Genomic DNA, 23,907 nt, shown 5'->3' on the forward strand with positions numbered 1-23,907 from the left:
GGTAGCAACTCAGCTGTCATGAAGCTAGGTTAGGCTGACCTGGCAAGATCAGACCGGGATCATCATGAGCGTACCTTTTCATTGTGCTTGTTAAGGTCAGTTGTGATTGGGAATGCGCACAAGCCGTTGACTGATATAAGCCCAAAACCCAATTTCACAGATACTGCGACGGGCTCTTCCCGCGCCTGGATCGTCGTGGGTATGTTATGTCTGTTCATGCTCATTAATGTTGCTGATAGATCAGTATTCGGTCTGGCAGCAGTCCCGATCATGCGAGATCTGGGGTTGAGTTACACTGAGTTCGGCCTGATCGGATCTAGCTTTTTTGTATTCTTTTCGCTCAATGCCATCCTTGGCGGGTTCCTGGTCAATCGCATCGCCACAACGTGGGTTTTATTCGTCCTAGCGTTGATCTGGACCTTGTGCCAGCTACCTATGCTGCTGCCTATTACAGTAGCTGCGTTGATTGCCAACCGGATCGCTCTCGGCTTTGGCGAGGGGCCTGCCTACCCCGTGGCGATGCACGCCGTTTATAAATGGTTCCCGAACGACCACAGGGCTGTGCCTACCAGCATCATCGCTATCGGCGCTTTGGCTGGGAGCGGGCTCGCCGCACCTATGATCGTCACGGTCATCAACGGCTGGTCATGGCAAGTCGCATTCGGCCTCCTCGGCGCCATCGGTCTTTTCTGGTGCATTGCATGGCTGATGATTGCGCAGGAAGGACCTTATGAGCAAACAGGTAGAGTTCTAGGCGCCATCGGTAAGCCTGAAATGCGTCTGGCATATCGTCGTCTATTGAAGTGTCGAACGGTTATTGGAGTCGAGATTGCCGGCTTTGGAGCTTACTGGTTGTTGACCGTATCCATCGTATGGCTGCCGGCCCTCCTGATTCAGGCCTTCGGCTACACCGCGATCCAGGCCGGCTGGATCATGATGATGGTGTCACTTTGCCAAATAGCGTTTCTTCCTGCTGTCTCGGGGCTTTCCGATAGCTTGAAACGGCGTGGCTTTTCGAGCCGCATAGCGTACGGGACGATTGCTTGCATCAGCACATTCGCCGCTGGCCTTATCATCGTCCTTATGTCGCAATCGACGGGATCTCTGCCCATTATCGTTTGCACAGTGGTTGCATTCTCGCTTTCCAACGTGATGTTCATTCTCGGGCCTGTGATGATTGCCGAGGTCGCTCCGATCACGCAGCGTGGAGCAACTCTCGGCATAGTCAATGCGATCACAACACTGGCGGGTCCTCTCGCGCCCGTGACCATGGGCTACATGATCGATGCCAGCAATGGATCGTCGGATGGCGTTCGTCATGCTCTTCTGTTATGCGGCATCCTCGCCATTCTGGGAGCCCTTGCGGGGTTTTTCCTCATCGACCCGGAAGCCGACAAGGCCCGCTCTACGCACCCTCTATAAGGGAGCCCCCGAGCAATCGCATCCGCGATACTATGCAGTATATCGCGGATGCTGATCTGAAAGCCAAAGTCAAATCACTGAGCCGCGGGCCCGCCCGCCTTGCGTGCGGCACGAGCATCCAGTACCAACCGGTGCCGGATTGATAAGAGCGCAAGTCCGCACCGTGGTCGCACAATATCCGCCGCTCGTCGATGTAACAGGCGTTTGATACGTCGAGTACGGGTAATTATAATACGGATACGTGGCCGCAGCTCCGATCACGCTGCCTGTAACAAGGCCAGCACCCCATCCCCAGTAGTTGCCGTAATAGGGGTAGCCTCCATAGTAGCGGCCGTAATACGGATAGCGTCCGCCATAATAAGGATAACGCCCGCGATATCGCCAATCACTACGATTGTTCCAGCGGTTATCCCAACGGTTGTCGAAACGGCCCCCAGGATTGTTAATTGCGGCTTGCCGAATGTTGCCGGATACAGGACGGATGCCTAGAGCATTGCCGGATACGGCAGGACGACTGGCGATAGCCTGACCACGGAAACCGCCACTGCCCATGCTGGCCCGTGGAGGGATATACATTCTAGGCCCTCCTCCAATGTTGCCTCCCCGGAAGCCGCCACCGCCACCTCGGAAACCTCCACCCCCGAATCCACCCCCACCAATGCGGGCGCCGCCACCACCGCCCCGGCCTCCACGTTGGGCCTCAGCAACATTCGGAATGAGAAGAGCGCTCGCTGCGAGAACGCTCAGAACCAGGAAAATTCTGTTCATTGACATCCTCCCTTCGCTGCCCGGCGCATGAAGCGCTGGGGAAGCTGGTATGAAAAGAACCAGTATGGTGGCCCTGGAGGAAATTGCTTGATTATTCTGGACAGGCGCTTGGCATTTTGCGACGGCGCTGATGGATTGCATCATAGTGGGAAAGAACCCGGGACAGGCCACAAGCTGGGATACCGCTGCCTTTCATCGTAGGCCGATTTCCACTCCACTTACATTGGCGTTAAGCTCTAACCCGACACTTCGTCCGGTCAGCTCGAGAACGACGCCCTTCGCGTTTTGTAAGCGGATGGTCGAAGCGCCGCCACCAGCAGCGGCGCCCATGCTAACTGCCGTGTAAGTGCCGGCGATGTCCGAAGCTCGGCGTAAGTTATAAGCTCGTCCCACCAATTCGGCTTTCGATGCGCCAATCGTTGCGCCGAAACTTAAACCTCCAACACTCAGAGGATAACGCCGTCCCTGGAACGTTAGCATTCCGCGACCTCCGCCAACGCCGACGATAAACCCAGCCTTGGCAATTTCAACATGAACCGTCCCCGTCGCAGCCCAACTGGGCGTTGCCAATGGCGGTGCGAGTGCCGCAGCGCCGGCGATCAGACCACATTGGAGATAGTTCCGAAGTGAAGCCATTAAATCCTCCCTGTTCGCACGATCCGTCGCGGCATCCGAATACTACGCATCATTTTTAAGACTGGGTCTTGCTGTTCACGGCTTTGGTGCAGAGCTCCATCAGCTTGGACATTTCAGAGTTGTAGTCGCGAAGAGTTTCCTCAATCCAACGAGTGTGAACAGCCGCCATGTCCGTTGGGCTTTTACAGCTCATCATCTCGCGAGCAGTCTCACTATCCTTATCGAGGCGCATCGATACGAAGCCGATCATCTCGCGTTGGCATGCCGCAGCGGCTGAGAGCCATGTCTCTGCGGCATTGATCAAAGCCTGGCTTCTGTCGCCGGATGTGACCAATGCGTGAGTGCTGCGCCGCGTGTCGGTTATGCCGGATGTTTTCTGCATAGTGGCCATGGATTATTCTCCTCAACCAAGATGTTCCAGAAAGAAGACGCCTTACGTGCTCATACAAGATAAGCGCTGGAAACGTGCGGACGTGGTGTTATGAGCTGCCTGACCTCAGTGCCCGCCGCTGAAAACGAGAGTTTGAATAGGAAGAACCAATGCCTGGATCCGCAATATCATGGCATGGACGAGCCCGACGGCATCCACCGCATGCAAAGCGAAGCCTTTAACAGCACCAACCTCGCCTGAGGCTATCAGGTCGTGATTACTGGTATAGGCATTGGCGATGCAGCTGCTGCCTGGAGTGACGCCATCGAGCCCTCCTTCATATAGTGGCTCAAGAAAGACAAGAATCGTTCCGGGGCGTACGACTTGCTGCGGGTCGATCAGTTGCTCGCCAGCACGGATCTGGCCGGCAGCGATAAAATCCTGCACGCCGGTCACGACCATTGGAATAACCGTCCAGGGCTTCGAAACACAAGTGACCTCCGCAGCCATGCCGACTTTCATGACCTGGGCTTCAACTTGCGCAAATCCGGCCTGGAGGCGCCCCCGTCCAGCTTCCAAGGGGATCAAGACTCCCGCTGGTCTCATCAACGGATTGACGATATCGCCAACTCTCAGCGTGAACTGCTCGACCCGCCCGTCGACACCGGCACGAATGACGGTCTTTCCGAGATCCACTTCTGCCTGCGCCAGTTCAGCTTCAGCGCTCGCCTTCTCGGCCGGGAGGAGACTGGACAATCGGGCCTCGGCCTGCGCCTTTGCGGCAATGGCGGCATCGATTGAGCCCTGACGCCCCTGCACGGTAACCTGTAGCTTCTCGATATCACGAACGGCTACGGCCCCCGGATTTCGGCGATAGATCTCCTGCTTTGTCTCCAACTCGTCAACCGCCTGCTGATAGGCGCTCTTCGCCTCGACAATCTTGCCCTCGGCGCCGACAATATCGGCTCGTGCGACCATCATTGCAGCATCGGTCTCGGCAATCTTGCGGCGGGCAGATTCCACCGCGGCTTCCTGTCTCGAGCTGTCGAGCTTGAAGATTGGGGATCCTTGCTTGATCGTGCCACTCACGCCGTCAATATAAACTTCGGCGACCCGCCCGTTGGTTTCGGGAAGAATCGGAATGGTTCGAAAGAAGGCAGCAGCGTTCGTCGTCGATGGATGATTATAGAAGATCACTGTTATCAAGCCGATCGTGAGCATCAGGCAAGTAATGATTCCCCACCGCAGCTCGAACCAAACCGAGAAGAGAGTGATTTCCTTTCCGATCCGCTTCCCCTGAGCGAAACGGCGGTAGAGATAATCAGGAAAAATCGTCAGCAGGGAGCAGAGAAGAAGCTCAAGCATGAATCCGCTCCTTTGGGATCCGCGAAGGCTCGATAACGTCTGGTATCTCGGCAGCGCTCTCATTTTTCTCGTCGACAGGTATAACAGGCCCGTCGGTGTTCTCCTGGATTACCGTGTCGCCTCCGCCAGGATTCAGTCCGGCAATCTTCTCAAGAGAGCCGGCCATTCGGCGTAGAGGATTGCTGAAATCAGGAATGTCGACCAATGCCAGCAACAACCCTGCTACCCAGAAGATGTGCATGTGGGTGAAGAGAGCGAGCAATCCCAGCACAGCAACGATTTCGAATTGGAGCTTGTGAGATTTATGAGCAATTCGTTCGGGAAGGGTATGCAGACGAAGAAAGAGAAGGCCGACGGCGAGGACAGCCAGCAGGAGAACTGCCGCCATGACAACCATCAGGACATCGGTTTCTCCAGGAGCCGTAATGAAGATCGGCAAGTGATGAGGCGCAGCAGGATTGAGCGGCGCAGTCATGCAAACTCTCCCATGAATGCCCAGGCATTGGGCGTGGAGGTGCGTGTTTCAACACCTGATGGCTCTTGAGGCGAGGAACTTGATCTCATCGGCATCTTCCGCTGTCCTGCTGCTACGCTTCGCTCACTTAGGCCATGATGCTGAGCCCGCCGTCGACATAAGTGGTCGTCCCTGTCAGGCGCTTTGCGAACGGTGTCGTCAGATAGGCCGCCGTCAGTCCGACGTCATCGATATCAACGAGCTCGCCGATAGGAGCCCGCTCGATCGCTTCAGAAAGCAGAACATCGAAGTCTTTCAAGCCTGACGCTGCGCGAGTCTTCAGTGGGCCTGGCGAGACGGCATGGACTCTGATGTGCTTGTCGCCCAGCTCATAGGCAAGGTAGCGCACGGTGCTCTCCAGCGCCGCCTTCACAGGTCCCATGAGATTGTAGTTGGGAACGACCTTGTTAGCGCCGTGATAGCTCATAGCGAGGAGGGTGCCGCCCTTGTTCATCAGCGGCTCTGCCAGTCGAGCCATGCGGATGAAGGAGTGACAGGAGATGTCCATTGCCACCTTAAACCCTTCGTCGGAACTGTCGAGAAGCCGCCCCTGCAGATCCTCTTTCGGGGCAAAGGCGATGGAATGGAGTGCGATGTCAAGGTTGCCCCATGTTTCGCGGATCTGGCCGAAGACAGCTTCAAGATTGCCATTCTGGCCTACATCGCAAGGCGCAAAGATTGACGCTCCAAGCTCTTTGGCAAGAGGTTCGACATAAGGTCGGGCTTTCTCGTTCAGATAGGTGATCGCGAGGTCGGCCCCGAGCTGGCGAAAAATTCGAGCACAGCCATAGGCGATCGAGTGCTCATTCGCGACACCGATGACGAGAGCCCGCTTTCCATGCAGGATCTTGGATTGAAGGGCAGTTTGGGATTCTATCGAATGATCGTTCATGAGCCTGGCCTCGCTCGCCGAGTGTCACGGGCGCGGCGGGTACTCTGCTGCCTCGTCGCTTCACCCGGACGACTTTCTGTCTGTCTTTCTATCAACGTGACCGTGATCGGCTCGCCTTCTTCTTTCTCAATGTCCTGTTCGGAAATAAGGCGCCGGATCTCGCCTAGAAGCCTAAGCTGTTGGGCATTGGCTTCGATCCGCTTCTCCAGGCGATCGAGTAGGTCCAGTACGCTGTGTCTGTCTCCAGCCGTCGGCAAGAGTTTTGGCAACGCCGCAAGTGCCTTCGCAGGTTCGAAATCGACGATGTAGGATTGCTCTCGGATAATTGCCCGTGCTGCCTCCGCAGGCATGTCGATCAAGCCAATATCCTTGCCGATCAGCTCGCGTGCCCGCTTCATGGCCGAAAGCCGTCGCCGCCCAGTGCCTTCCTTCATCAGCAAGAGGGTTGCACGAACGATCGCTCTCGTCCGGTCCCCTTCCTCAATATGCGACAGTGCTTCCTTGACCAAAGGAGCGCTGCGAATATCAGCGGGCTTCTCCGCTGCGGCTGGCTGTTCGCCGGTGGACATGCCGATACTGACCGGTCCGTAAGTTCGGAAGAATGCATTCTCGACGGTTGCATCGCGAAAGTCACGATAGAGATCCAACGAAGCGGAAGTCATAGAAGCGGTCCAACGCTCCATCATGGCCATGGGGCCGCCATCATCTCGTGAAGCACGGTTTGCCCGCGCCATGTCTGCCATTCCTTTGAGGGGCCATAGGAACGGGTTGAGATCCGATATCGCCCAACGTTGAGCCCGCTGCGGGTGCATGGCTCTTCGCATAGCGGCGCCGGTCGGCGTTGCTACGGCCGAGACGGCGGGGTGGACAAAAGTTTCATAAGCGGAAACGAGCGCTTCCGAGGTCGCTTCGACCGCCCTGAAAGGCATCTCGTCCTTGCGGCCATATTTCTGTAAAATCTGCAGTTCTTCCACACGGCGTTCGGTCAGCATCACATCGTATTGCACGCTACCGTTCAACTTTTGCTCTTCGATCTGCATGCCATAAAGGCCCGGAGGAAGATGCTCGATATACTCGATCAGATCGACGATCTGACTATGCTCCCGCTTGGCGACGGCGCCTGATACGAAGATGCCGAGATGGCCAACGCTTTTGTGCATGAGGCCAACGATAACTTGCCCGTTCGCCTTAAGCGCTTCCGTAGTCGGGTAGATATCCGTAACCCAGTTAAATGCTTGTTGCGGTGGCGTGATGTTGTCGCCAAGAGAAGCGAAAACAATGATCGGCGATTGAATTGCCCGTAGGTCGAAGGCGCGTCCCTCGGACCATTCAGCATCGCCTTCCGCGAGATTGTTGCCCACGAAAAGGTTCTCGACGATCCAACGGATCTCCTGCCGATCCATCAGGAAGAAGCCACCCCACCAGCGCTCGAACTCGAGGAAGCGTTCCGGTTCAGTATCGATCTTGGAGAACAGCGTGTAGTACTTATCGAAATAGGTATTGGCAGGATTGAGGTACTCGAAATTTTCGACTAGATGGGCCCCGTCGAATGTCCCGGCTCCGAGATCGCTCGCAAGAAGCGCGGGCCAAGTGCCACCAAGCATGCCGCCGGCGTAGCGCATCGGGTTCTCGCCGTCGTTCCCCGCCCAATATGACATCGGCGCGCCATTGATGACGATGGGGCCGGCGAGATCCGGTTCGAGCGCGCCAACGAGCATGGATGCCCAGCCGCCCTGACAATTGCCGATCACGACCGGCTTGCGAGTCTTTGGATGACGCTTTCCAACAATGCGGAGGAACTCCGCTTCGGCGCGTGACACATCCGCAAGCGTTTGCCCTGGCATTGGCTCCGGGAAGAAGATCACGAAATAGACCGGGTGCCCCGCCTTGAGCGCGACGCCGACCTGCGAATCTTGCTTGAATCCGCCGATGCCTGGCCCGTGCCCTGCACGCGGATCGATGATCACGAAGGGGCGCCTATCCGGGTCAGTCTCGACACCATCCGGTGGCGTAATGCGCACAAGCGCGTAGTTGGCTGGTCGGTCGAAGGTGCGGGCATCGGCGATCATCTCCCACTCGAAGTCCAGCAGTGGTGGCTTCCCCGCCTTCTCGTGTTCGAGCCAGTTATTCCCACGCTGCCGCAAGGTATCCCAGAAGAGGATTGAGCGCTGCGTGAAATCGAGCCAGTAGTTGCTGGCATCTCGCCAGAGATCCAGTGGATGCTCTGGCGAGGCAGGTTTGTCTCGGAACGGCTCGCTTGTTGCTTTCAACGTCTCCAGATAGCGTTGCCATGCCTGCGCGCACCGTTCCTGATAGACTTGCGTGACCTTCGTTTGCATTCCGGTAAGGTCTACCAAGCGCGTCTGAAGGTCTCGCTCATCCTTGTCGGGATTGGGTTCGATCCGTTGCATATCCACCGCCATCAGAACGTGTCCGGATTATCGCTTGGTTTCGCCCCATTTGAGGAAGAAGCCGACATCGCCCGGCATGCCACCCGGCCATTCGATAATCATTGCGCTCAGCTTGAACCCTGCGTCCCGGAGCTGATCACGCCAGAGCTCATAGGCCTGGCGAGGCCTTCCGGTGAGGCTCTCGGGCCAGTCCGGATCACCGTTGTTGATCGCGCGCCCCTGGTCCTTGCACAGCACGTTGGGAAATCGCATGACCATCAACTCGGTCTGACCCCGTTCAGCTGCGGAACGCAGCTTCGATTTCAGCGGCTGCATGATTTCTTTCAGTCGCTCGGGCGTCAGGTCGATTGGATCGGACATTCTCTTGACGAGGTCCTGACGGGCTTTCTCGGCACGGTCCATACTGTCGATGGACTTGCTGGCCTTTGCCATCTGCATCTCGGTCATGTAAGTCCGGAGATCAGACGCAGACATGAATGTCTCATCCGCAAGCTCATCGTGGACTTTCGTGTCCGGCTTCGTTTTTAGCGTCTCCATGAGAACTATCTCCCAGTTCAGGATGCAAGTTTGGCCTGTGTCGCGCCCAAAATGCTGCGCGTCTGTCGTGCGATGACGAGTTCCTCATTGGTGGGAATGACCCATGCCGCAGGCCCAGACCCGGACGAGATCCGAGGCCCGCTGCTGCGGTTGGCGATCTCGTCGAGACTGAGACCCGCCCATGAGAGACCAGCAATGACTTCAGCGCGAGTGGCGACATCGTTCTCGCCAATGCCCGCTGTGAAGATGAGCCCGTCGAGCCCGCCGAGTGCTGCGATGAGCGAGCCGATTTCACGCGTAATCCGATAGACGAACAGATCGATCGCGCGCTTGGCATTGTCATCCGTGGCTGCCTTCGCCCGCAACATCCGCATATCGTTCGAAATGCCGGACACCCCGAGAAGTCCGGATTTGGTGTAAAGCATACGCTCGGCTGCTTCAGGAGTAAGCTTCATCTCGCGAAGCATGTAGAAGACCACCCCAGCGTCGACGGCTCCGCACCGCGTTCCCATGGGCAGTCCGTCGAGGGCGGAAAAACCCATCGTCGTCGCGACACTGGCGCCCTCCTTGAGAGCGCACAGGCTCGCGCCATTCCCGAGATGTGCAACGATCACTCGACCTTTCGCGAGATGCGGGTCATAGTCCTTCAAAACCGACGCGATGTAGTCATAGGACAGACCGTGGAAGCCATAGCGCCTCACCCCACGCTGTCTCATCTCTCGCGGCAGAGCGAACATGCTCGCGATCTCGGACTGGCTGTGATGGAAGGCGGTATCAAAGCAGGCGACCTGGGGCATGCCTGGCATACGGCGACGAACAATGCGGATCGGCTCAAGGTTGTGCGGTTGGTGCAAGGGGGCAAGGGGCACCAAGGCTTCGAGCTTTTGAATAACTGTATCGTCAACTAGGACAGGACCTGAGAAGGTCTCGCCCCCATGGACGACTCGGTGGCCCAAAGCCATGGGCTTGCGTCCTTCCTGGTGCTCCCGCAGCCACGATACGAGATGCATCAGCGCCTCTTCATGCCCGAAAGAATCTTTGGAGGTCCATGACTTCTCATCGAGATCAACCCCGCTGGCGTGCCGTACTACGAAATGCGCATCGTTGCCCAAGCCTTCGTACAGGCCCTTCCAAACGAGTCTCGGTTCCGTGCCCTCTACCATGTCGAAGACCTGGAATTTCAGGCTCGATGATCCTGCATTGAGGACGATGAGAACGGGAATCATGGCTCAGACCTCCGGCATCATGAGCTGCTTGCGTTGCACGTCTGCAACGAGCGACGCTACGGCGCAGGAGGCCAGCCGGGTAATGGTCGAATCGGCCCGGCTCGTGAGGATGATTGGAACGCGCGCGCCGAGCACGATTCCTGCGGCATCGGCGTCCGCTAAAAAGGTCAGGCTCTTGGCGAGCATGTTTCCTGCCTCGAGATCCGGAACGACAAGAACATTCGCTTGCCCTGCGACCGGCGACTGGATCTTCTTGATCTTCGCGGCGCCCAGATCGATAGCATTGTCGAGAGCAAGGGGGCCGTCGAGTATTCCTCCCGTAATCTGGCCACGCTCTGCCATCTTGCACAGAGCTGCAGCTTCGATGGTGGAAGGCACCTTGGGATTGACGGTTTCCATGGCTGACAGGATCGCAACCCGCACTGTATCCACGCGCAATGCGTGAGCAAGATCGATAGCATTCTGAACGATGTGGATTTTGTCTTCCAAGGTCGGCGCAATGTTGACGGCAGCGTCCGTGATGATAAGCGCATTCTCGTGATCGGGGACATCCATGACAAAGCAGTGGCTGATCCTACGGGCGGTGCGCAGACCTCCTTCGCGCCGTACCACGGCACCCATCAGTTCATCAGTATGCAGGCTGCCCTTCATCAGAGCTTCAGCGTCACCCGATTTTACGAGGTTGACGGCTTCTTCCGCAGCCGCATGACTGTGCGGCGCATCGACGATCCGCATCGTAGAGATGTCTTTTCCTAGCGAATCTGCTGCGGCCACGATCTTCGATTTCGGGCCGACGAGGATAGGCTCGATCAGACCGAGCCCGACGGCCTCGATAACCGCGCCGATGGAGGCTGCATCGCAAGGGTGTACAACTGCCACCTTCAGTTTGGGGATGGACCGGGCCGTCGCCAATAAACGCTCGTACTTGTCATGCCTTTGTTGGGATGCACCCTGGGCTGGAACCGCAACCGTCATGAGGGCCTCCGCGCTATGCTCCTGATGGATGATCGCAATGGACCGCCAGAGCGCTGCCGATCCACAAGGAGAGAAGACGAGGAATCCATGCCAGATCTCGCGATCGTCCAGCTTATTTTCTACCCCGAGGATGAACCGTTTGAATTCTGCTGCTTGACCTGTTGAGCCATTGTTTTGACAGTTTAGGACTGCCCTTCAGGAAATGCGCCTTGCTTCACGCTATGTGCTCGAGCGGCAAAAGCATCACGCATCACAGGTCTTAGCCACACTAGGCCGCCGTTCCAGAAACATGAGAAATATCAGGCTCAACGAAGCGGGATTAGATGCCTATCGGGGGCGATCTTGTTCCGGTGTAGCATCGCGCTCCAAATATTCCTGCGGGACAGTTAGACCGGAGACACTTTCTTTATCGACAAGAACCGCTTCCGGATCAGCGGGCGAGCCAGAGCGATACACTTTGTGACGGCGCCTCACCCTCCGGGAACGAGGAACATTGGCGCGCCAAGCCGACGGGGTTTGCTTGGCCCAACGTCGGAAAGCGCGCGTGAAAGCGCTCAGTTCAGAATAGCGCAGGACCGCCGCAATTTGGCTCAACGCCATGTCTGTATTCTTCAACAGTTCGCATGCAATCTCGAAGCGAACCTCGTTGGCGACTTGGCGGAACGCAAGTCCTTCATTTCGAAGGTGACGATTGAGAGTGCGGCGATGCATCAAAAACAAGCGAGCGACCGTGGTGGCGGAGCAACTGTCCTTAAGCAATTCAGTCCGAAGAACGCGGCGAAGATCATCCGTAAGGGAGCCGGCACTATAGGTCGAGTATGAGCGTCCTACTCTGCGCATCGGTGGCTTTTCCATGGCTCTCTCCCGTTCTTGGCGAGTTGCGGCAGCGGGCACAGCCATGTCGTCTTCGCCAATCTGAGTTCGCTTGCTCGACCGCTTTGGTCTTACTCCTGACTCTTCGAAACCCAAGGTTCTTCGGAACCCAAACAATTTTTTAACTTAAACGCCTTCCTCCGAAGGCTTGCCTTTGACGAGGGAAAGGACCTGGCGAGCGGCAGCAGGCTCAGCCTCGTCGCGGCCCGATACCTGCACCGTCGGGAAGGCAAACTTGATTCCGTTCTCGTCAAAAGCCTTCTTGAGCATGGCGTAGGCTTTGCGCCGGATCACGAACTGCTCGCCCGGGCGCGTCATCATTTTCATACGCAGCTGAATGGCGAACTCGCCGAACTGCTCCACTCCCTGCATCTTGAGCGGTTCAATGATATTGGGCGCGATCTCGGAATCTGCAGCTAGATCCTTGCCTATCTGCTTGATGACCTTCTTCGCCTTGTCGAGGTCGGTGTCATAGGTAACGTTAATGGTCATCTTGTCGATGACCCAATCCCGGCTCATGTTCTCGACTGCCCCAAGCTGACCGTATGGGACCGTAAAAATGGGGCCGCGATGATGCCGGAGTTTCACGGAGCGGAAACCGAGCGATTCCACCGTGCCCTTGTATGACCCGCTTTGGATGTATTCTCCCACGCGGAAGGCATCATCGAGCAGATAAAAGATTCCGCTAATGATGTCCTTGACCAGTGTCTGGGAACCAAACCCTACAGCGACGCCGAAGATGCCTGCGCCTGCGATCAGAGGGCCGATCTCGACTCCCAGCGCCGAGAGAGCCATGAGCACGGCTACCGTAGCCAGGACAATGAATATGACCATCCGAAAAATCGGGAGAAGTGTTCTGAGCCGCGCCTGTCTCAAGGCGATCTCGCTGCCCGGCAGCGCAAGGGCCTGCATGTTCGTAAGGCGTCGATCGATTTGCACCTTCACCACCTGCCAGATGAAGTCGGCCACCATCAGGATGACAACGCTGCTGAGCACGCCGCGGACCAGCCTGGTCGCAACCGTTTCACGGCTGGCCAGCTCGCCGAGATCAATGTCCCAGACCCAGGCCAGGAACAGGACGGCTCCAACGATCAGGAGAGTACGGATGCCCCGGTCCAAATAAACGGCTCCAAGTTCGTGATCCTGGCTGGCCGCTGCGCTCATCGGAGGACGCATCAGATGACGGGCGGATTGTCGGGTGATCGTTATCGCCTGAGGCAGCAAGGCGCCCACTACGAGGAGCCAGAACAGGCCCGTGAGCCCGGCGACCCATACGCCCCACAGCAGAACGAGATAGAGCGACAGCAGCCAAGTTCCGATGGATTGATGGCGAGGGGAACGCCTTATTGATTCCAACGAAGCCGTGGAAGGCGTCGGCCATCTCCAGGCTGCCTCGATCGCCAGGCCCAAGAGGCCAATTCCCAGAGTATAAGCCACAAGCCTGCGTCCATCAGGCGAGAAGCCAAGAGTGTTGAGGAGTTGAACGGTTGCCCAACCGAAGGCGAACCAACCCACAAACAACACGAGGCGGGTGTACCAGAATTTGGCAGCGTCGTTCGACATGGGAACGATACGGAGAGCTGCAGGGTCGTGTCGGCCAGCCAGCCAGGGGGAGAGCAGAAGCCGGCAGCTCAAGATGGCAAGCCGCAACAACAGTGCCGCAAATAGATAAGTGAGCACTATCCGTCTCAAAAGAGGCGGCCAGTCGAAGATGAGAAACGCGCCGATGCTCCCAGCGCCGAAGATCACCACATGGGCTAGGCCGAACGCCAAGCGCCAGACGGTCATCTTCACACGATCACCAACCGTATTCACTGGGTGGAAAAGCATTTGCTCGCGCGTGGATGCGGTGACTCTTCGAAAGATCCATTCGATACCGGCACCAAGCCCGAGAAAGCCGAGTACAAGAATTACAATATCCAGAAGAGATCTGCTTTGAAGCTCCTGCGAGAGCAGATTGCCTGCTTGTCGAGCTTCTTCCGGCAGACGGGGCGTGGCCGCCGCCAGGGCCGACAGATGCGTCCGCATGGCCTCGACCCGCAGCATCAGCATTTCGGCGCCTGAACCCTGCGGCTCTTGCTTCGAGACTGCCGCAACTTGCCTTTGTTGATCAATCCATGCTCGGCTCGCAGGATCGTCCAGGAGCCGCAGAAGCTCTTGGATCTGTGGTGGAGGATTGGCCGGAGCAGTTTGAGCGTAGACCGAAAACGGAATGGTACCTGCAAGGATCAGGAGCGCTAATCCCCATAAGGAAAGGATCAAAGTCCGCACTCGGATTGAGCCCACGATTTACTCCTATCCATATTGTTCACTTACGGACAGCGGTAGACGATCTGTCCATAAGAGTTCACGACCTGCTCGCAGCCAGGCGCAGCATGATAATAATAGGTTCCAGCCGCGGCTGCTGCGCCAGCAGCTGCTCCATAAGCTGTCGCGCGGCGGGTAGTACGGCGTGCGACGCCAGCGTAACTCATGGGCGTTGCGGGCCGGCCAACTCTCGCCTCCGCTGTGCTGATGAACGAGCCACCGGATCCCTGGCGGCTATCGTTCCAGAGCAAGCCTGCGCCAATGGCGAGAACCGAGAGCGCTACAAGACGAATTCGTTTGAGAGAAATCATTTTGTACCTCCGGGAATAATGCCGGCCGGGATTTCATTGATATCCTTGAGAAGCGTAATGGCAATGCCGTTTGATCCTTCCGGAGGCTTGAACGCGAACGCATCGGCCGTTGGGTTGACGCCCGCCTTCCAGTCTCTGAGCCGCAATGTATATTGAGGTGAAGCGCCGACAGATTTGCTCGTGATGACATATTTGCGCGGGACCGGGCGCTCGCCGATCTCGATCCAGATCTGCCAATCCGTGTCGAGGTTGCGGAACGCGAGATGCTCGCATTCGACACCTTCAACAACACCTCGGCCCACATGCTTGGCTTCAAGAACTCCTGCCATAAGTTCATCATAGGATTTCGACAGAAGGAGATCGGCTCCAGGAAGCTCGAGCATCGCTTCCGCCCGAAGCCGGTCGACAACCTCTTCGAAGGACCCTGCGGCTGGAACTTGAGCAAATCGCTTGCCGCCGCGGTCATGGATGGTCACGTTCGATCCGTCTGAGATGAGCTCGACATCAGCATATCCGCCGGTGCGGCTGACCCGGAACTTGTTCGGACGGCTCAATGTGATATCACCCGAGGCGCTGAACTGGATTTTCTCGAGAGCCGGAGTGACCGCTTCGACATCGGCATCATATTTGAGAGACACGTTTTCCTGGCGCCCGACGTAATCCGCCATGGTCTTGAGAATGCCCTGAGCATCTCCATACTGCGCCCATGCTGCAGGTGCCGGAGCGCTAACAATGCCTATGATTGTCAGAAGTCCCAGCGCGAACGCCTTGGGCCCTGAGCCCGAGAATGAAAAGATCCCTTGTCTCATTCAGTGATCCTCCCCGATGTTCTCGCGAATGAAGCAGTCGTATTTCGACGCTTGGTTCAAGAGCGTTTGGGATCACTCTAGGCTTGCAGGGCCGCCATGCTTGACCGACCAGGACAATCTTTTGACACTTTAAGCCGTTGCCAGATCACTCCTGAGGCCATTGTCGCGCCAATGCTTCGGCGTCTGGCCCGACCAGCGCCGGAATGCCCGCGTGAAGGCGCTGGCCTCCGAATAGCCGAGGGCCGCTGCAATCTGGGCAAGCGGGACTTGAGTATCCGTGAGCAACTGCCGGGCTATCTCGAACCGGATCTCATTGGTAATGGCCCTATAGCCCATCCCACTATCCTTCAGGCGGCGGCTGAGGGTGCGACGATGAATGGCCAGCAGGTGTGCTATCTCGTCTGCGGAACAATGGTTGCTGGTCAGCCGCATCCGCAGTAGCCGCCGAATATCGTCCGAAAATTCGGAGCCCTGAGCACCCTTCATTTGCTGAATCCGCTCCTCCAGCATGGCGCGCATCATGGGATCCGCACCGGGGATACGAAGCTTTAGGTCCCGAACCGGAAAAACGATGGAAGCGCTTTCCTGATTGAATCTCACAGGAGCCCGGAAGTGTCGCCGATATGGCTCCTGATCCTTTGGACACATGCGAGGCAATAAGACCTCAAGGGGATGCCATTCAGGGCCGCACAAGGAGCGCATGGCGTTGACCGCAACGGCAAGGGAGCCGTCCGAAATCTGATCCGCACTTTCTGCTTCGGATTGGTAAACGGAGAAGGTGAAGATAGCCACATCGTCGCTGACGGTCAGTGATGGCACCGAGCCTCGGTTCTGAATGCAGAGGTTGGATACGAGAGCCCGCAAGGCGTCACCCAACGTCTCCGAATGCTGCATCAAGCGTCCAACCATCCCCAGGGATAGGATCGACGCGCTCATGCCGACGAGGAGGCCGAAATGGTTGCAGTTGGTGCGTGTAACGCACAAGCTCAACAAGCGGCCTAGAGCGGCGTGCGGGATGACATTCGTTCCATCGTCGAAAAGAGCTGGGTCGAGCCCTGCCTCGCGGATGAGTGGGACAGAGTCGACATTGAACTCGCTTAAGATCGGCGCGATCTCTTTGGCTACTCCGAGATGAATGTAACCAGGTGGAAGTGTGCGGCTAGATCCTGCAAGAACCTTCGGCGAGAAGAATATGGGCTTCTCGCGACGGTTGCTTATGATTTCGGACGCAGGTCCGATGCTGTCAGTCATAACCATGGCCCTTCCGTCAAATTTTGAAAGCGACCGCGCTACATACTCACACTCGGCGCAATCAGCACGAAAGCCGGGGCTTATGCTCCATAAACATATGTTAAACGAATATAGGACTTTTTTGCGGACTTGTCCCGCGATCTCCTCTCAATTTGTCCTTTCCGGTCAAGCAATCGTCCCGAAACGTCCAATATTCCAACGTCATCGCTGCAGTAAAAAATACTGACGTTGCCTTGGAGAATATGGACAAGCTTCACACAAACGAAGCGTCTCAGCCCTGGCAGATGATAAAAAGTAGTACTACCTTCGTAGCTTGGCCGCTGTTTGAGGGACATAGCTGGCGACATCAATAAAATTAAATAACGTTTTTGCTGCTCTGGCTGGAGCTAGCGACTGCAGCTTGCTGCTTGGGAGGTCAGCACTCCTCACTTCATGAGCGTAAACTCCATTGTCCGTTTGGTACTGACAGCGGACGTGAACCGAGCTGATCCGTTCATCCGGATCGGTAAAGCTCAAACTGTCAAGAGATTGTCCGTTTCGATCAAGCACATCGTTCTGCTCTGCTTAGGATTGAGGGAAAGGAAGGACAAATCCTTCCGCCAGTAATGAGAGCAGAAGCAAGGCTACGCTCTATGGCGTCGTTGCTTTTCGATCAGGAGGACGCGCTCATGACTCAATCCAGCAAAGACGACAATCTCTTTCCCTCAACGCCAGAAGAATCCGTGGACATCCCCACAGGTATTGATCGCCGCGCGTTCCTCATCCGGCATGCTGCTATTGGCGCGGCAGCTGTTATGACTGGTACGACCTGGAGCCCTGAAGCTCGCGCACAGCAAGCTGCCACAGAAGCTTCTGCGCAGAAGGCTGCGAAGGCCGCAGCGGGAGATGATGCCGGCTTGAAAATGAGTTCCGCGCTTTCCCCCGATCTCGATGTCGTCAAGACGTCGAGGGGGCCGGTCATGACGGTCGCAGACGAGTTCTACAAGGTCGGTCCGGGTCCCTCGAGCTCGCACACGATCGGGCCGATGCGCATCACGTACGACTTCTATCAGCGTTGTACGAAGCTGCCTGCGGATCAGCTTGCCAAGGCTACCGGTCTCAAGGTTCATCTGTTCGGCAGCCTGAGCGCCACCGGCAAGGGGCATGGGACCGAGCGAGCATCGCTCGCAGGTCTGGTGGGCAAGGAGCCTGCAACGGTAGATCCAATGTTCCTCGATGAGATGATTGCCAAGCCGCAGCAGACCTATCCGGTCAAACTCGGCAGCAAGACATTCAACCTGTCGCTTGCAGATATCGTCTACGACGCGCCGAAAGGCGATTTCCCGCACCCGAATACGATGACCTGCAAGCTCATGGCCGGCGACAACGTTCTCTATGAGCAGGAATATTATTCCGTAGGCGGTGGCTTCATCGAGTGGAAGGGCTACGAGCCTCCGAAGAAGGGCGCTCCGAAATATCCCTATGCGACCATGAAGGAATTGAGGCAGCACGCGGAGAACAACAATCTCTCGATTGCCGATGTGGTCATGGCGAACGAGATGGCCGTGTCCGGTAAGAACGAAGAACAAATCAATGCCTTCCTGGACAAGATCGCCAATGCGATGATCGCAACCGTGAAGACCGGGCTTTCCTACAAGGATGATGTTCTGCCTGGACCGATCAAGCTTCATTCCAAAGCTGCCACGGTCTGGGAGCGGGCGATGAACGACACCTATATGAGTGACCGAGCGATCGGAATGGTGTCAGCCTGCGCACTCGCCGCTTCCGAGGAGAATGCCCGTGGGCATCTGGTCATCACCGCACCGACAGGTGGATCGGCAGGAGTGATGCCGGCCATCGTTTACGCTCTGACGCAGAGCGGCCGGGCGGTGCCGATGGATAAGATCCGGCAAGGTCTGCTGGCCGGCGCTGCCGTCGGTTATCTGTGCAAGCACAACGCGACCCTTGCAGCGGCAGAAGGTGGATGCCAAGCCGAAATTGGCGTTGCCTCCGCGATGGCAGCGGCGCTGATCACGCAGGTTATGAACAGCCCGCCGCACGTGATCGAAAATGCCGCTGAGTCCGCTTTGGAGCATCATTTGGGCATGACCTGCGATCCGGTTGCGGGCTATGTGCAGGTTCCCTGCATCGAACGCTGCGCCTTCGGAGCGGTGAAGGCTTGGACGGCCGCCATGATTGCCACCAACGAAATCGCAAGCCGGCATCGTGTGGATCTCGACACGACCATCAAGACGCTGGCGGACACCGCTCGCGACATGAATCCGAAATACAAGGAAACGAGCGAGGCCGGTCTCGCCCAGAACCTGGTTCTTTGCTGAGCCTGTAGGCTTCGCACGAGGATAGAAGTTTCTGCCGAGTGAAATACCGTAGGGATCATGGGAGGACGTACCATGCCAGACGACGTCAAAACGGCTCAAAGATCTGGGGGATCCCTCAAGTCGGAGCAAGAGCACGAGCAAGCAGGCCCTACCTCGGGCTCTCATGCTGCAGGCGCCGTCAACGAATGGCTTGGCTTCGCACCAGGACGTTGGCAGCACGCTGTCGACGTCCGCGATTTCATTCAGCGGAGCGTTACCCCCTACGAGGGCGATGAAGCGTTTCTTGCGGCGCCCAGCGAGCGGACGAAAGCTGTCTGGGAGAAGCTCCAGCCCTACTTCAAGGAGGAGATCCGCAAAGGCGTTCTGGACGTGGACGTCAAAACCCCATCGTCGATGACAGCTCACAAGCCTGGCTACATCGATCGTGATAATGAAATCATTGTCGGCCTGCAGACCGATGCCCCGTTCCGCCGTGCGATCATGCCTTATGGCGGCCTTCGCATGGTGGAAAGCGGATTGAAGGCGGCGGGGTTCGAGCCGGACCCTATCGTCCACGAGACCTTCACCAAATATCGCAAGACCCATAATGACGGGGTCTTCGACGCCTACACGCCCGAGATCATGGCCTGCCGACGCAGCCACATCATCACGGGCCTGCCCGACGCGTACGGTCGCGGGCGGATCATCGGCGACTATCGTCGGGTCGCCTTGTATGGAACCGACAAGTTGCTGGAGGCAAAGCGCCTGGAGCGGACCTTGCTCGACGCCAAATGGCCGACGGACGATGTGATCCGGGAGCGAGAAGAGCTTGCGGAGCAAATGCGGGCGCTGGCCGATCTGGCGACGATGGCAGAAGGCTATGGCTGTGACATCAAGCGGCCCGCCGCGGACGCGCGCGAGGCGGTCCAATGGACCTATTTCGGCTATCTCGGCGCCATCAAGGAAGCCAATGGCGCGGCCATGTCCATCGGCCGAATCTCCTCATTCCTTGATATCTACATAGAGCGGGATCTGAAGAGTGGCGCTCTCGATGAGGCTGGAGCGCAAGAGCTCATCGATCAGCTCGTTCAGAAGCTGCGTATCGTCCGCTTCCTGCGCACGCCCGACTACGACGCCTTGTTCTCCGGCGATCCCTATTGGGCGACCGAGTGCGTCGGCGGCATGGACCTCAACGGTCGGCCTCTGGTGACGAAAACCAGCTTCAGGATGCTTCATACATTGACGAATCTTGGTCCGGCACCCGAGCCCAACATGACGGTGCTCTGGTCGAAGCACCTGCCTGATGCTTTCAAGCGTTTCTGTATCAAGATTTCGGCCGAAACATCGTCCATCCAGTATGAGAACGATGACCTGATGCGCCCCTATTGGGGTGACGATTACGGGATTGCCTGCTGCGTCTCGGCCATGCGCATCGGCAACCAGATGCAGTTCTTCGGCGCAAGGGTGAACCTCGCCAAATGCCTTCTCTACGCCATCAACGGGGGCCGAGACGAAGTCAGCGGCGAGCAAATCGCGCCATCCGCCCTTCCGGCGATGGGCGAGGTGCTCGATTATGACGATGTCACGGAAAAATTCGACGTCATGATGGAGTGGCTCGCGCGGACCTATGTCCACGCCATGAACTGCATCCACTACATGCACGACAAGTACTATTACGAGCGTCTGGAGATGGCGCTGCACGATCAGCAGATCCTGCGCACGATGGCCTTCGGCATCGCAGGCCTGTCTGTGGTGGCGGACAGCCTGTCCGCGATCAAGCATGCCGAGGTCAAGCCCATTCGCCGCGAGGACGGGCTTGTCACCGGGTACGAAATCACGGGCGACTTCCCGAAATACGGCAACAACGATGACCGGGTCGACAGCATTGCGGCCGATCTAGTCTCTTCCTTCATGAGGAAGATCCGCAAGCATCAGACTTACCGGAATGCCGTTCACACCCAATCGGTGCTGACCATCACGAGCAATGTCGTCTATGGCAAGCACACGGGCAACACGCCGGACGGGCGCAAGGCCGGGGAGCCGTTCGCCCCCGGCGCCAACCCGATGCATGGCCGTGACAGCCATGGGTGGCTTGCCTCCTGCCTGTCGGTCGCGAAGTTGCCTTATGCGGATGCGCAGGACGGCATCAGCTATACCGTGTCGGTGACGCCGAGCCTCAATCGCCTCGACCAAGGTGAGAAGATCAAGCAGGCGGTGAAGGTGCTGGATACCTATTGCGGCCAGGGCGGGTTCCACATGAACCTCAATGTCCTCAACCGTGACACTCTGCTCGACGCCATGGAGCATCCTGACAAGTACCCACAACTCACGATCCGCGTGTCGGGCTATGCCGTCAACTTTGTGCGCCTCACCCGCGAACAGCAGATGGACGTCATCAGCCGGACTTTCCATGGAGATGGCTGAGGTCATGGCTGACGAGCCTTGGGCACATAGTCGATACGATCTTCAGCAGGCACGATCTCCGGACGCGCCGGAAACCGCCGAGTTCAATGATCCTCGCGGCGATTTCGGCTGGATACACTCTTATGAGACAGGCTCTACCGTGGACGGACCTGGCGTTCGCGTGACGGTCTTCATGAGTGGTTGCCTGCTGCGCTGCCTGTATTGCCACAACCCGGACACGTGGCATCTCAAGGATGGCACGCGCGTCTCGTTCGAACGTGCCAAGACCGCGCTTCAGGCTTATGCCGCACCGCTGCGTGCCATGGACGGCGGATTGACGATCTCGGGCGGAGAGCCCTTGGTGCAGACTCACTTCACCAAGCGGCTGTTTGCCGCCGCCAAGGGAATGGGTCTTCATACTGCACTGGATACGTCGGGCTTTCTCGGCGCACGCGCCGATGACGAATATCTGAGCCAGGTCGATCTCGTGTTGCTCGATATAAAATCCTGGGACCCGGAAACCTATCGCCGGGCCGTTGGTCAGGACATACGCCCGACGATTCAGTTTGCCGAACGGCTTGCAGCACTTAGCAAGCCGGTCTGGGTGCGTTTCGTGTTGGTGCCAGGCCTGACAGACGCCCCTGATAATGTCGAAGGTATTGCCCGCTTCGTCGCGCCGATGCGCAATGTGGAATGGGTGGAGGTTCTTCCGTTCCATCAAATGGGCGCCTTCAAATGGAAGGCGATAGGCCTCGATTACCAGCTTTCCGATACTCCATCGCCGTCACCGGAATTGGTGGCGCGGGTGATAGGCCAGTTTCGTGAGGCAGGCTGTCGCGTAAGATGAGGATGATCAATGCTCGATATCGTGCGTACACTGCTTGAGGCTTCACCCTTGCTGGCATTGTTTCTTGCCATTGCAACCGGCTATGCCATCGGACAGATCTCGTTCGCCGGAGTTTCGTTCGGCGCGGGCGCGGTGCTGTTCACAGGCCTCATCATCGGAGCGTTTGCGCCTAAAGCTGCGCCTCCCGGAATGGTCGGAACGATCGGGCTTGTGATGTTCGTGTATGGAGTCGGTATTCAATATGGACCGCAATTCTTCGCGAGTTTGAGGGGCCCCGGCATCAAGTATATAGCCCTCGCGACTGTTGCCGTGGTCGCTTCGCTTCTCGTGGCTGTTTCACTCGCGGCCCCGCTGGGAATATCAATGGCAACGGCAGCTGGATTGTTCGCAGGATCGGGTACCAGCACGCCGACTCTACAGGCTGCGCTGACAGTAGCAGGCAATCAGGACCCCGTTGTCGGTTATTCGGTCTCCTATCCTTTCGGAGTCATCGGGCCGATTGTCTTGATGACCATCATGGCCGCATGGCTGAAGCCAACCTTCAAGGCACCTTCGCAGAACGTCCGGATCGCGGAGCTGACTCTTGAGTCGAATTGCGAAGACAGAACGGTCGAAGATATTTCTGCGGTTCTCCCATCCGACATCAAGATCGTCGCAGTCCGCCAGCAGCACATGAACGCCCCGGCTCGCGCCGAGACAGTACTTCATGAAGGTGACGGATTGCTTCTGGTCGGTTCGCCCACGAGCATCGAGCAGGCAAAAGCAACGATGGGGCATGAGGATCCAGGGCGCATCAGTCGGGATCGCGCCAATTTCGACGTCGCGCGGGTCTATATTTCCAAGGCGGCTTTCATCGGCAGGAATGTGCGGGAAATCCCGCTTCCCGAATTTCCTATCATCATCTCCCATATCCGCCGGGGTGATGTCGACATCATCGCATCACCTGATCTGACGATCGAATTCGGCGACATGCTCGTTGCCGCCGTGCCGACTGACCGGAAAGCCGAGGTTCAGCGTCATTTTGGTGACAGCGTCAAAGGCAATGCCGAATTATCATTCGTGTCGATAGGCGTCGGCATCGCGCTTGGCCTTCTGCTCGGCATGATTCCCGTCCCATTGCCGGGAGGGGGCACCTTCAGCCTTGGTGTCGCTGGCGGGCCGCTGGTCATGGCCCTCATTCTCGGCTGGCTCGGCCGCACGGGTCCGCTGGGCTGGAAAATCCCTGTTGTCGCCAACTTGGTCCTGCGGAATCTTGGACTTTCGGTGTTCATCGGCACCGTCGCTATTGGGGCGGGCAGCCCATTCGTTCAAAGCGTCGCCACCAACGGAATCCAGATTCTCCTCGCAGGAGCCGCAGTTCTCTTCACGCTCGTCCTGATCGTGCTGGTGGCGGGCTATTTTCTGCGTATCCCGTTCGATGATCTGCTGGGTGTCTGTGCCGGCTCGACGGGCAACCCCGCCATCGTCGTTGCTGCTGGGCGGCTTGCCCCTACCGAGCGGACGGATATCGGCTATGCGATCTGCTTCCCGAGCATGACCATCGTCAAGATCATCGCCGTCCAGGTGCTGCTGGGTTGAGCCAAGTCCTCTGATGGTGCCTCTCGGCAACATCGGGAAGGAACCTGCAAGATGTCAGGCATCCGGTTCACGGAGTTTGCTTGACGTCTACTCATTTATCTGCACAAATTTCACA

The 23,907-nt window shown here is 57.4% G+C and carries 19 protein-coding genes; 5 read left to right on the top strand and 14 right to left on the bottom strand.

The genetic code is table 11. The annotated features are described in order from the left end of the window. Window positions 1-216: 216 nt before the first annotated feature. Window positions 217-1,422 (top strand): MFS transporter, encoded by a 1,206-nt coding sequence (locus tag MJ639_RS09515; RefSeq protein WP_243370742.1) that lies wholly within the window; start codon window positions 217-219, stop codon window positions 1,420-1,422. A 960-nt stretch (window positions 1,423-2,382) separates the two neighbouring features. On the opposite strand, the gene MJ639_RS09520 is transcribed toward MJ639_RS09515, so the two are convergent. The 14 genes from MJ639_RS09520 to MJ639_RS09585 all read right to left on the bottom strand — a co-directional run bounded on the left by MJ639_RS09520 (window position 2,383) and on the right by MJ639_RS09585 (window position 16,667). After that, window positions 2,383-2,826: a lipid-binding SYLF domain-containing protein gene (locus MJ639_RS09520; RefSeq protein WP_243370746.1), complete on the bottom strand. Its 444-nt coding sequence runs from the start codon at window positions 2,824-2,826 to the stop codon at window positions 2,383-2,385. Window positions 2,827-2,881: 55 nt separating this feature from the next. Beyond that, the gene (locus tag MJ639_RS09525) at window positions 2,882-3,217 is read right to left on the bottom strand and encodes a phasin family protein (RefSeq protein WP_243370757.1); all 336 of its coding nucleotides are present in this window, start codon (window positions 3,215-3,217) and stop codon (window positions 2,882-2,884) included. Window positions 3,218-3,322: 105 nt separating this feature from the next. Further along, window positions 3,323-4,561, bottom strand: coding sequence for an HlyD family secretion protein (locus tag MJ639_RS09530; protein ID WP_243370760.1), 1,239 nt, complete (start codon window positions 4,559-4,561; stop codon window positions 3,323-3,325). After that, on the bottom strand, window positions 4,554-5,036 hold the full coding sequence (locus MJ639_RS09535; RefSeq protein WP_243370763.1) for a hypothetical protein: 483 nt from the start codon (window positions 5,034-5,036) through the stop codon (window positions 4,554-4,556). The genes MJ639_RS09530 and MJ639_RS09535 overlap by 8 nt, the downstream gene beginning before the upstream one ends. A gap of 127 nt (window positions 5,037-5,163) precedes the next feature. After that, on the bottom strand, window positions 5,164-5,967 hold the full coding sequence (gene fabI, locus MJ639_RS09540; RefSeq protein ID WP_243370773.1) for an enoyl-ACP reductase FabI: 804 nt from the start codon (window positions 5,965-5,967) through the stop codon (window positions 5,164-5,166). Then, a complete protein-coding gene (locus tag MJ639_RS09545) occupies window positions 5,964-8,306 on the bottom strand; it encodes a DUF3141 domain-containing protein (protein ID WP_243370967.1) in 2,343 nt (780 codons plus the stop codon). Before MJ639_RS09545 ends, fabI begins: the two co-directional genes overlap by 4 nt. 99 nt (window positions 8,307-8,405) lie before the next feature. Further along, entirely contained in the window at window positions 8,406-8,915 is a 510-nt protein-coding gene (locus MJ639_RS09550; RefSeq protein WP_243370776.1) for a hypothetical protein, read from the bottom strand. Between the two features lie 17 nt (window positions 8,916-8,932). Further along, entirely contained in the window at window positions 8,933-10,141 is a 1,209-nt protein-coding gene (locus tag MJ639_RS09555; protein ID WP_243370780.1) for an acetate/propionate family kinase, read from the bottom strand. 3 nt (window positions 10,142-10,144) lie between these two features. Beyond that, window positions 10,145-11,116: a phosphate acetyltransferase gene (locus MJ639_RS09560; RefSeq protein ID WP_243370784.1), complete on the bottom strand. Its 972-nt coding sequence runs from the start codon at window positions 11,114-11,116 to the stop codon at window positions 10,145-10,147. 327 nt (window positions 11,117-11,443) lie between these two features. Beyond that, complete coding sequence (locus MJ639_RS09565) at window positions 11,444-11,971, bottom strand: helix-turn-helix domain-containing protein (protein WP_243370785.1); 528 nt, start codon at window positions 11,969-11,971, stop codon at window positions 11,444-11,446. Between the two features lie 144 nt (window positions 11,972-12,115). Next, window positions 12,116-14,275 (bottom strand): mechanosensitive ion channel family protein, encoded by a 2,160-nt coding sequence (locus MJ639_RS09570; RefSeq protein ID WP_243370788.1) that lies wholly within the window; start codon window positions 14,273-14,275, stop codon window positions 12,116-12,118. 26 nt (window positions 14,276-14,301) lie between these two features. Continuing rightward, window positions 14,302-14,607 (bottom strand): hypothetical protein, encoded by a 306-nt coding sequence (locus MJ639_RS09575; protein WP_243370790.1) that lies wholly within the window; start codon window positions 14,605-14,607, stop codon window positions 14,302-14,304. Beyond that, window positions 14,604-15,416, bottom strand: coding sequence for a DUF2092 domain-containing protein (locus MJ639_RS09580; RefSeq protein WP_243370793.1), 813 nt, complete (start codon window positions 15,414-15,416; stop codon window positions 14,604-14,606). The genes MJ639_RS09575 and MJ639_RS09580 overlap by 4 nt, the downstream gene beginning before the upstream one ends. A 129-nt stretch (window positions 15,417-15,545) precedes the next feature. Continuing rightward, window positions 15,546-16,667, bottom strand: coding sequence for an AraC family transcriptional regulator (locus MJ639_RS09585; protein ID WP_243370796.1), 1,122 nt, complete (start codon window positions 16,665-16,667; stop codon window positions 15,546-15,548). Window positions 16,668-17,626: 959 nt separating this feature from the next. Here MJ639_RS09585 and MJ639_RS09590 point away from each other — a divergent pair. The 4 genes from MJ639_RS09590 (at window position 17,627) to MJ639_RS09605 (ending at window position 23,792) form a co-directional block, all read left to right on the top strand. Further along, window positions 17,627-18,985 (top strand): L-serine ammonia-lyase, encoded by a 1,359-nt coding sequence (locus tag MJ639_RS09590; RefSeq protein ID WP_243370801.1) that lies wholly within the window; start codon window positions 17,627-17,629, stop codon window positions 18,983-18,985. 72 nt (window positions 18,986-19,057) lie between these two features. Further along, on the top strand, window positions 19,058-21,388 hold the full coding sequence (gene pflB, locus MJ639_RS09595; RefSeq protein WP_243370804.1) for a formate C-acetyltransferase: 2,331 nt from the start codon (window positions 19,058-19,060) through the stop codon (window positions 21,386-21,388). Window positions 21,389-21,392: 4 nt separating this feature from the next. Continuing rightward, window positions 21,393-22,214, top strand: a complete 822-nt coding sequence (gene pflA / locus MJ639_RS09600; RefSeq protein WP_243370808.1) for a pyruvate formate-lyase-activating protein — start codon at window positions 21,393-21,395, stop codon at window positions 22,212-22,214. Window positions 22,215-22,223: 9 nt separating this feature from the next. Then, on the top strand, window positions 22,224-23,792 hold the full coding sequence (locus MJ639_RS09605; RefSeq protein WP_243370810.1) for an aspartate:alanine exchanger family transporter: 1,569 nt from the start codon (window positions 22,224-22,226) through the stop codon (window positions 23,790-23,792). The last annotated feature ends 115 nt before the right edge of the window (window positions 23,793-23,907 follow it).

Source organism: Microvirga solisilvae (assembly GCF_022808595.1).
GTDB lineage: Bacteria > Pseudomonadota > Alphaproteobacteria > Rhizobiales > Beijerinckiaceae > Microvirga > Microvirga solisilvae.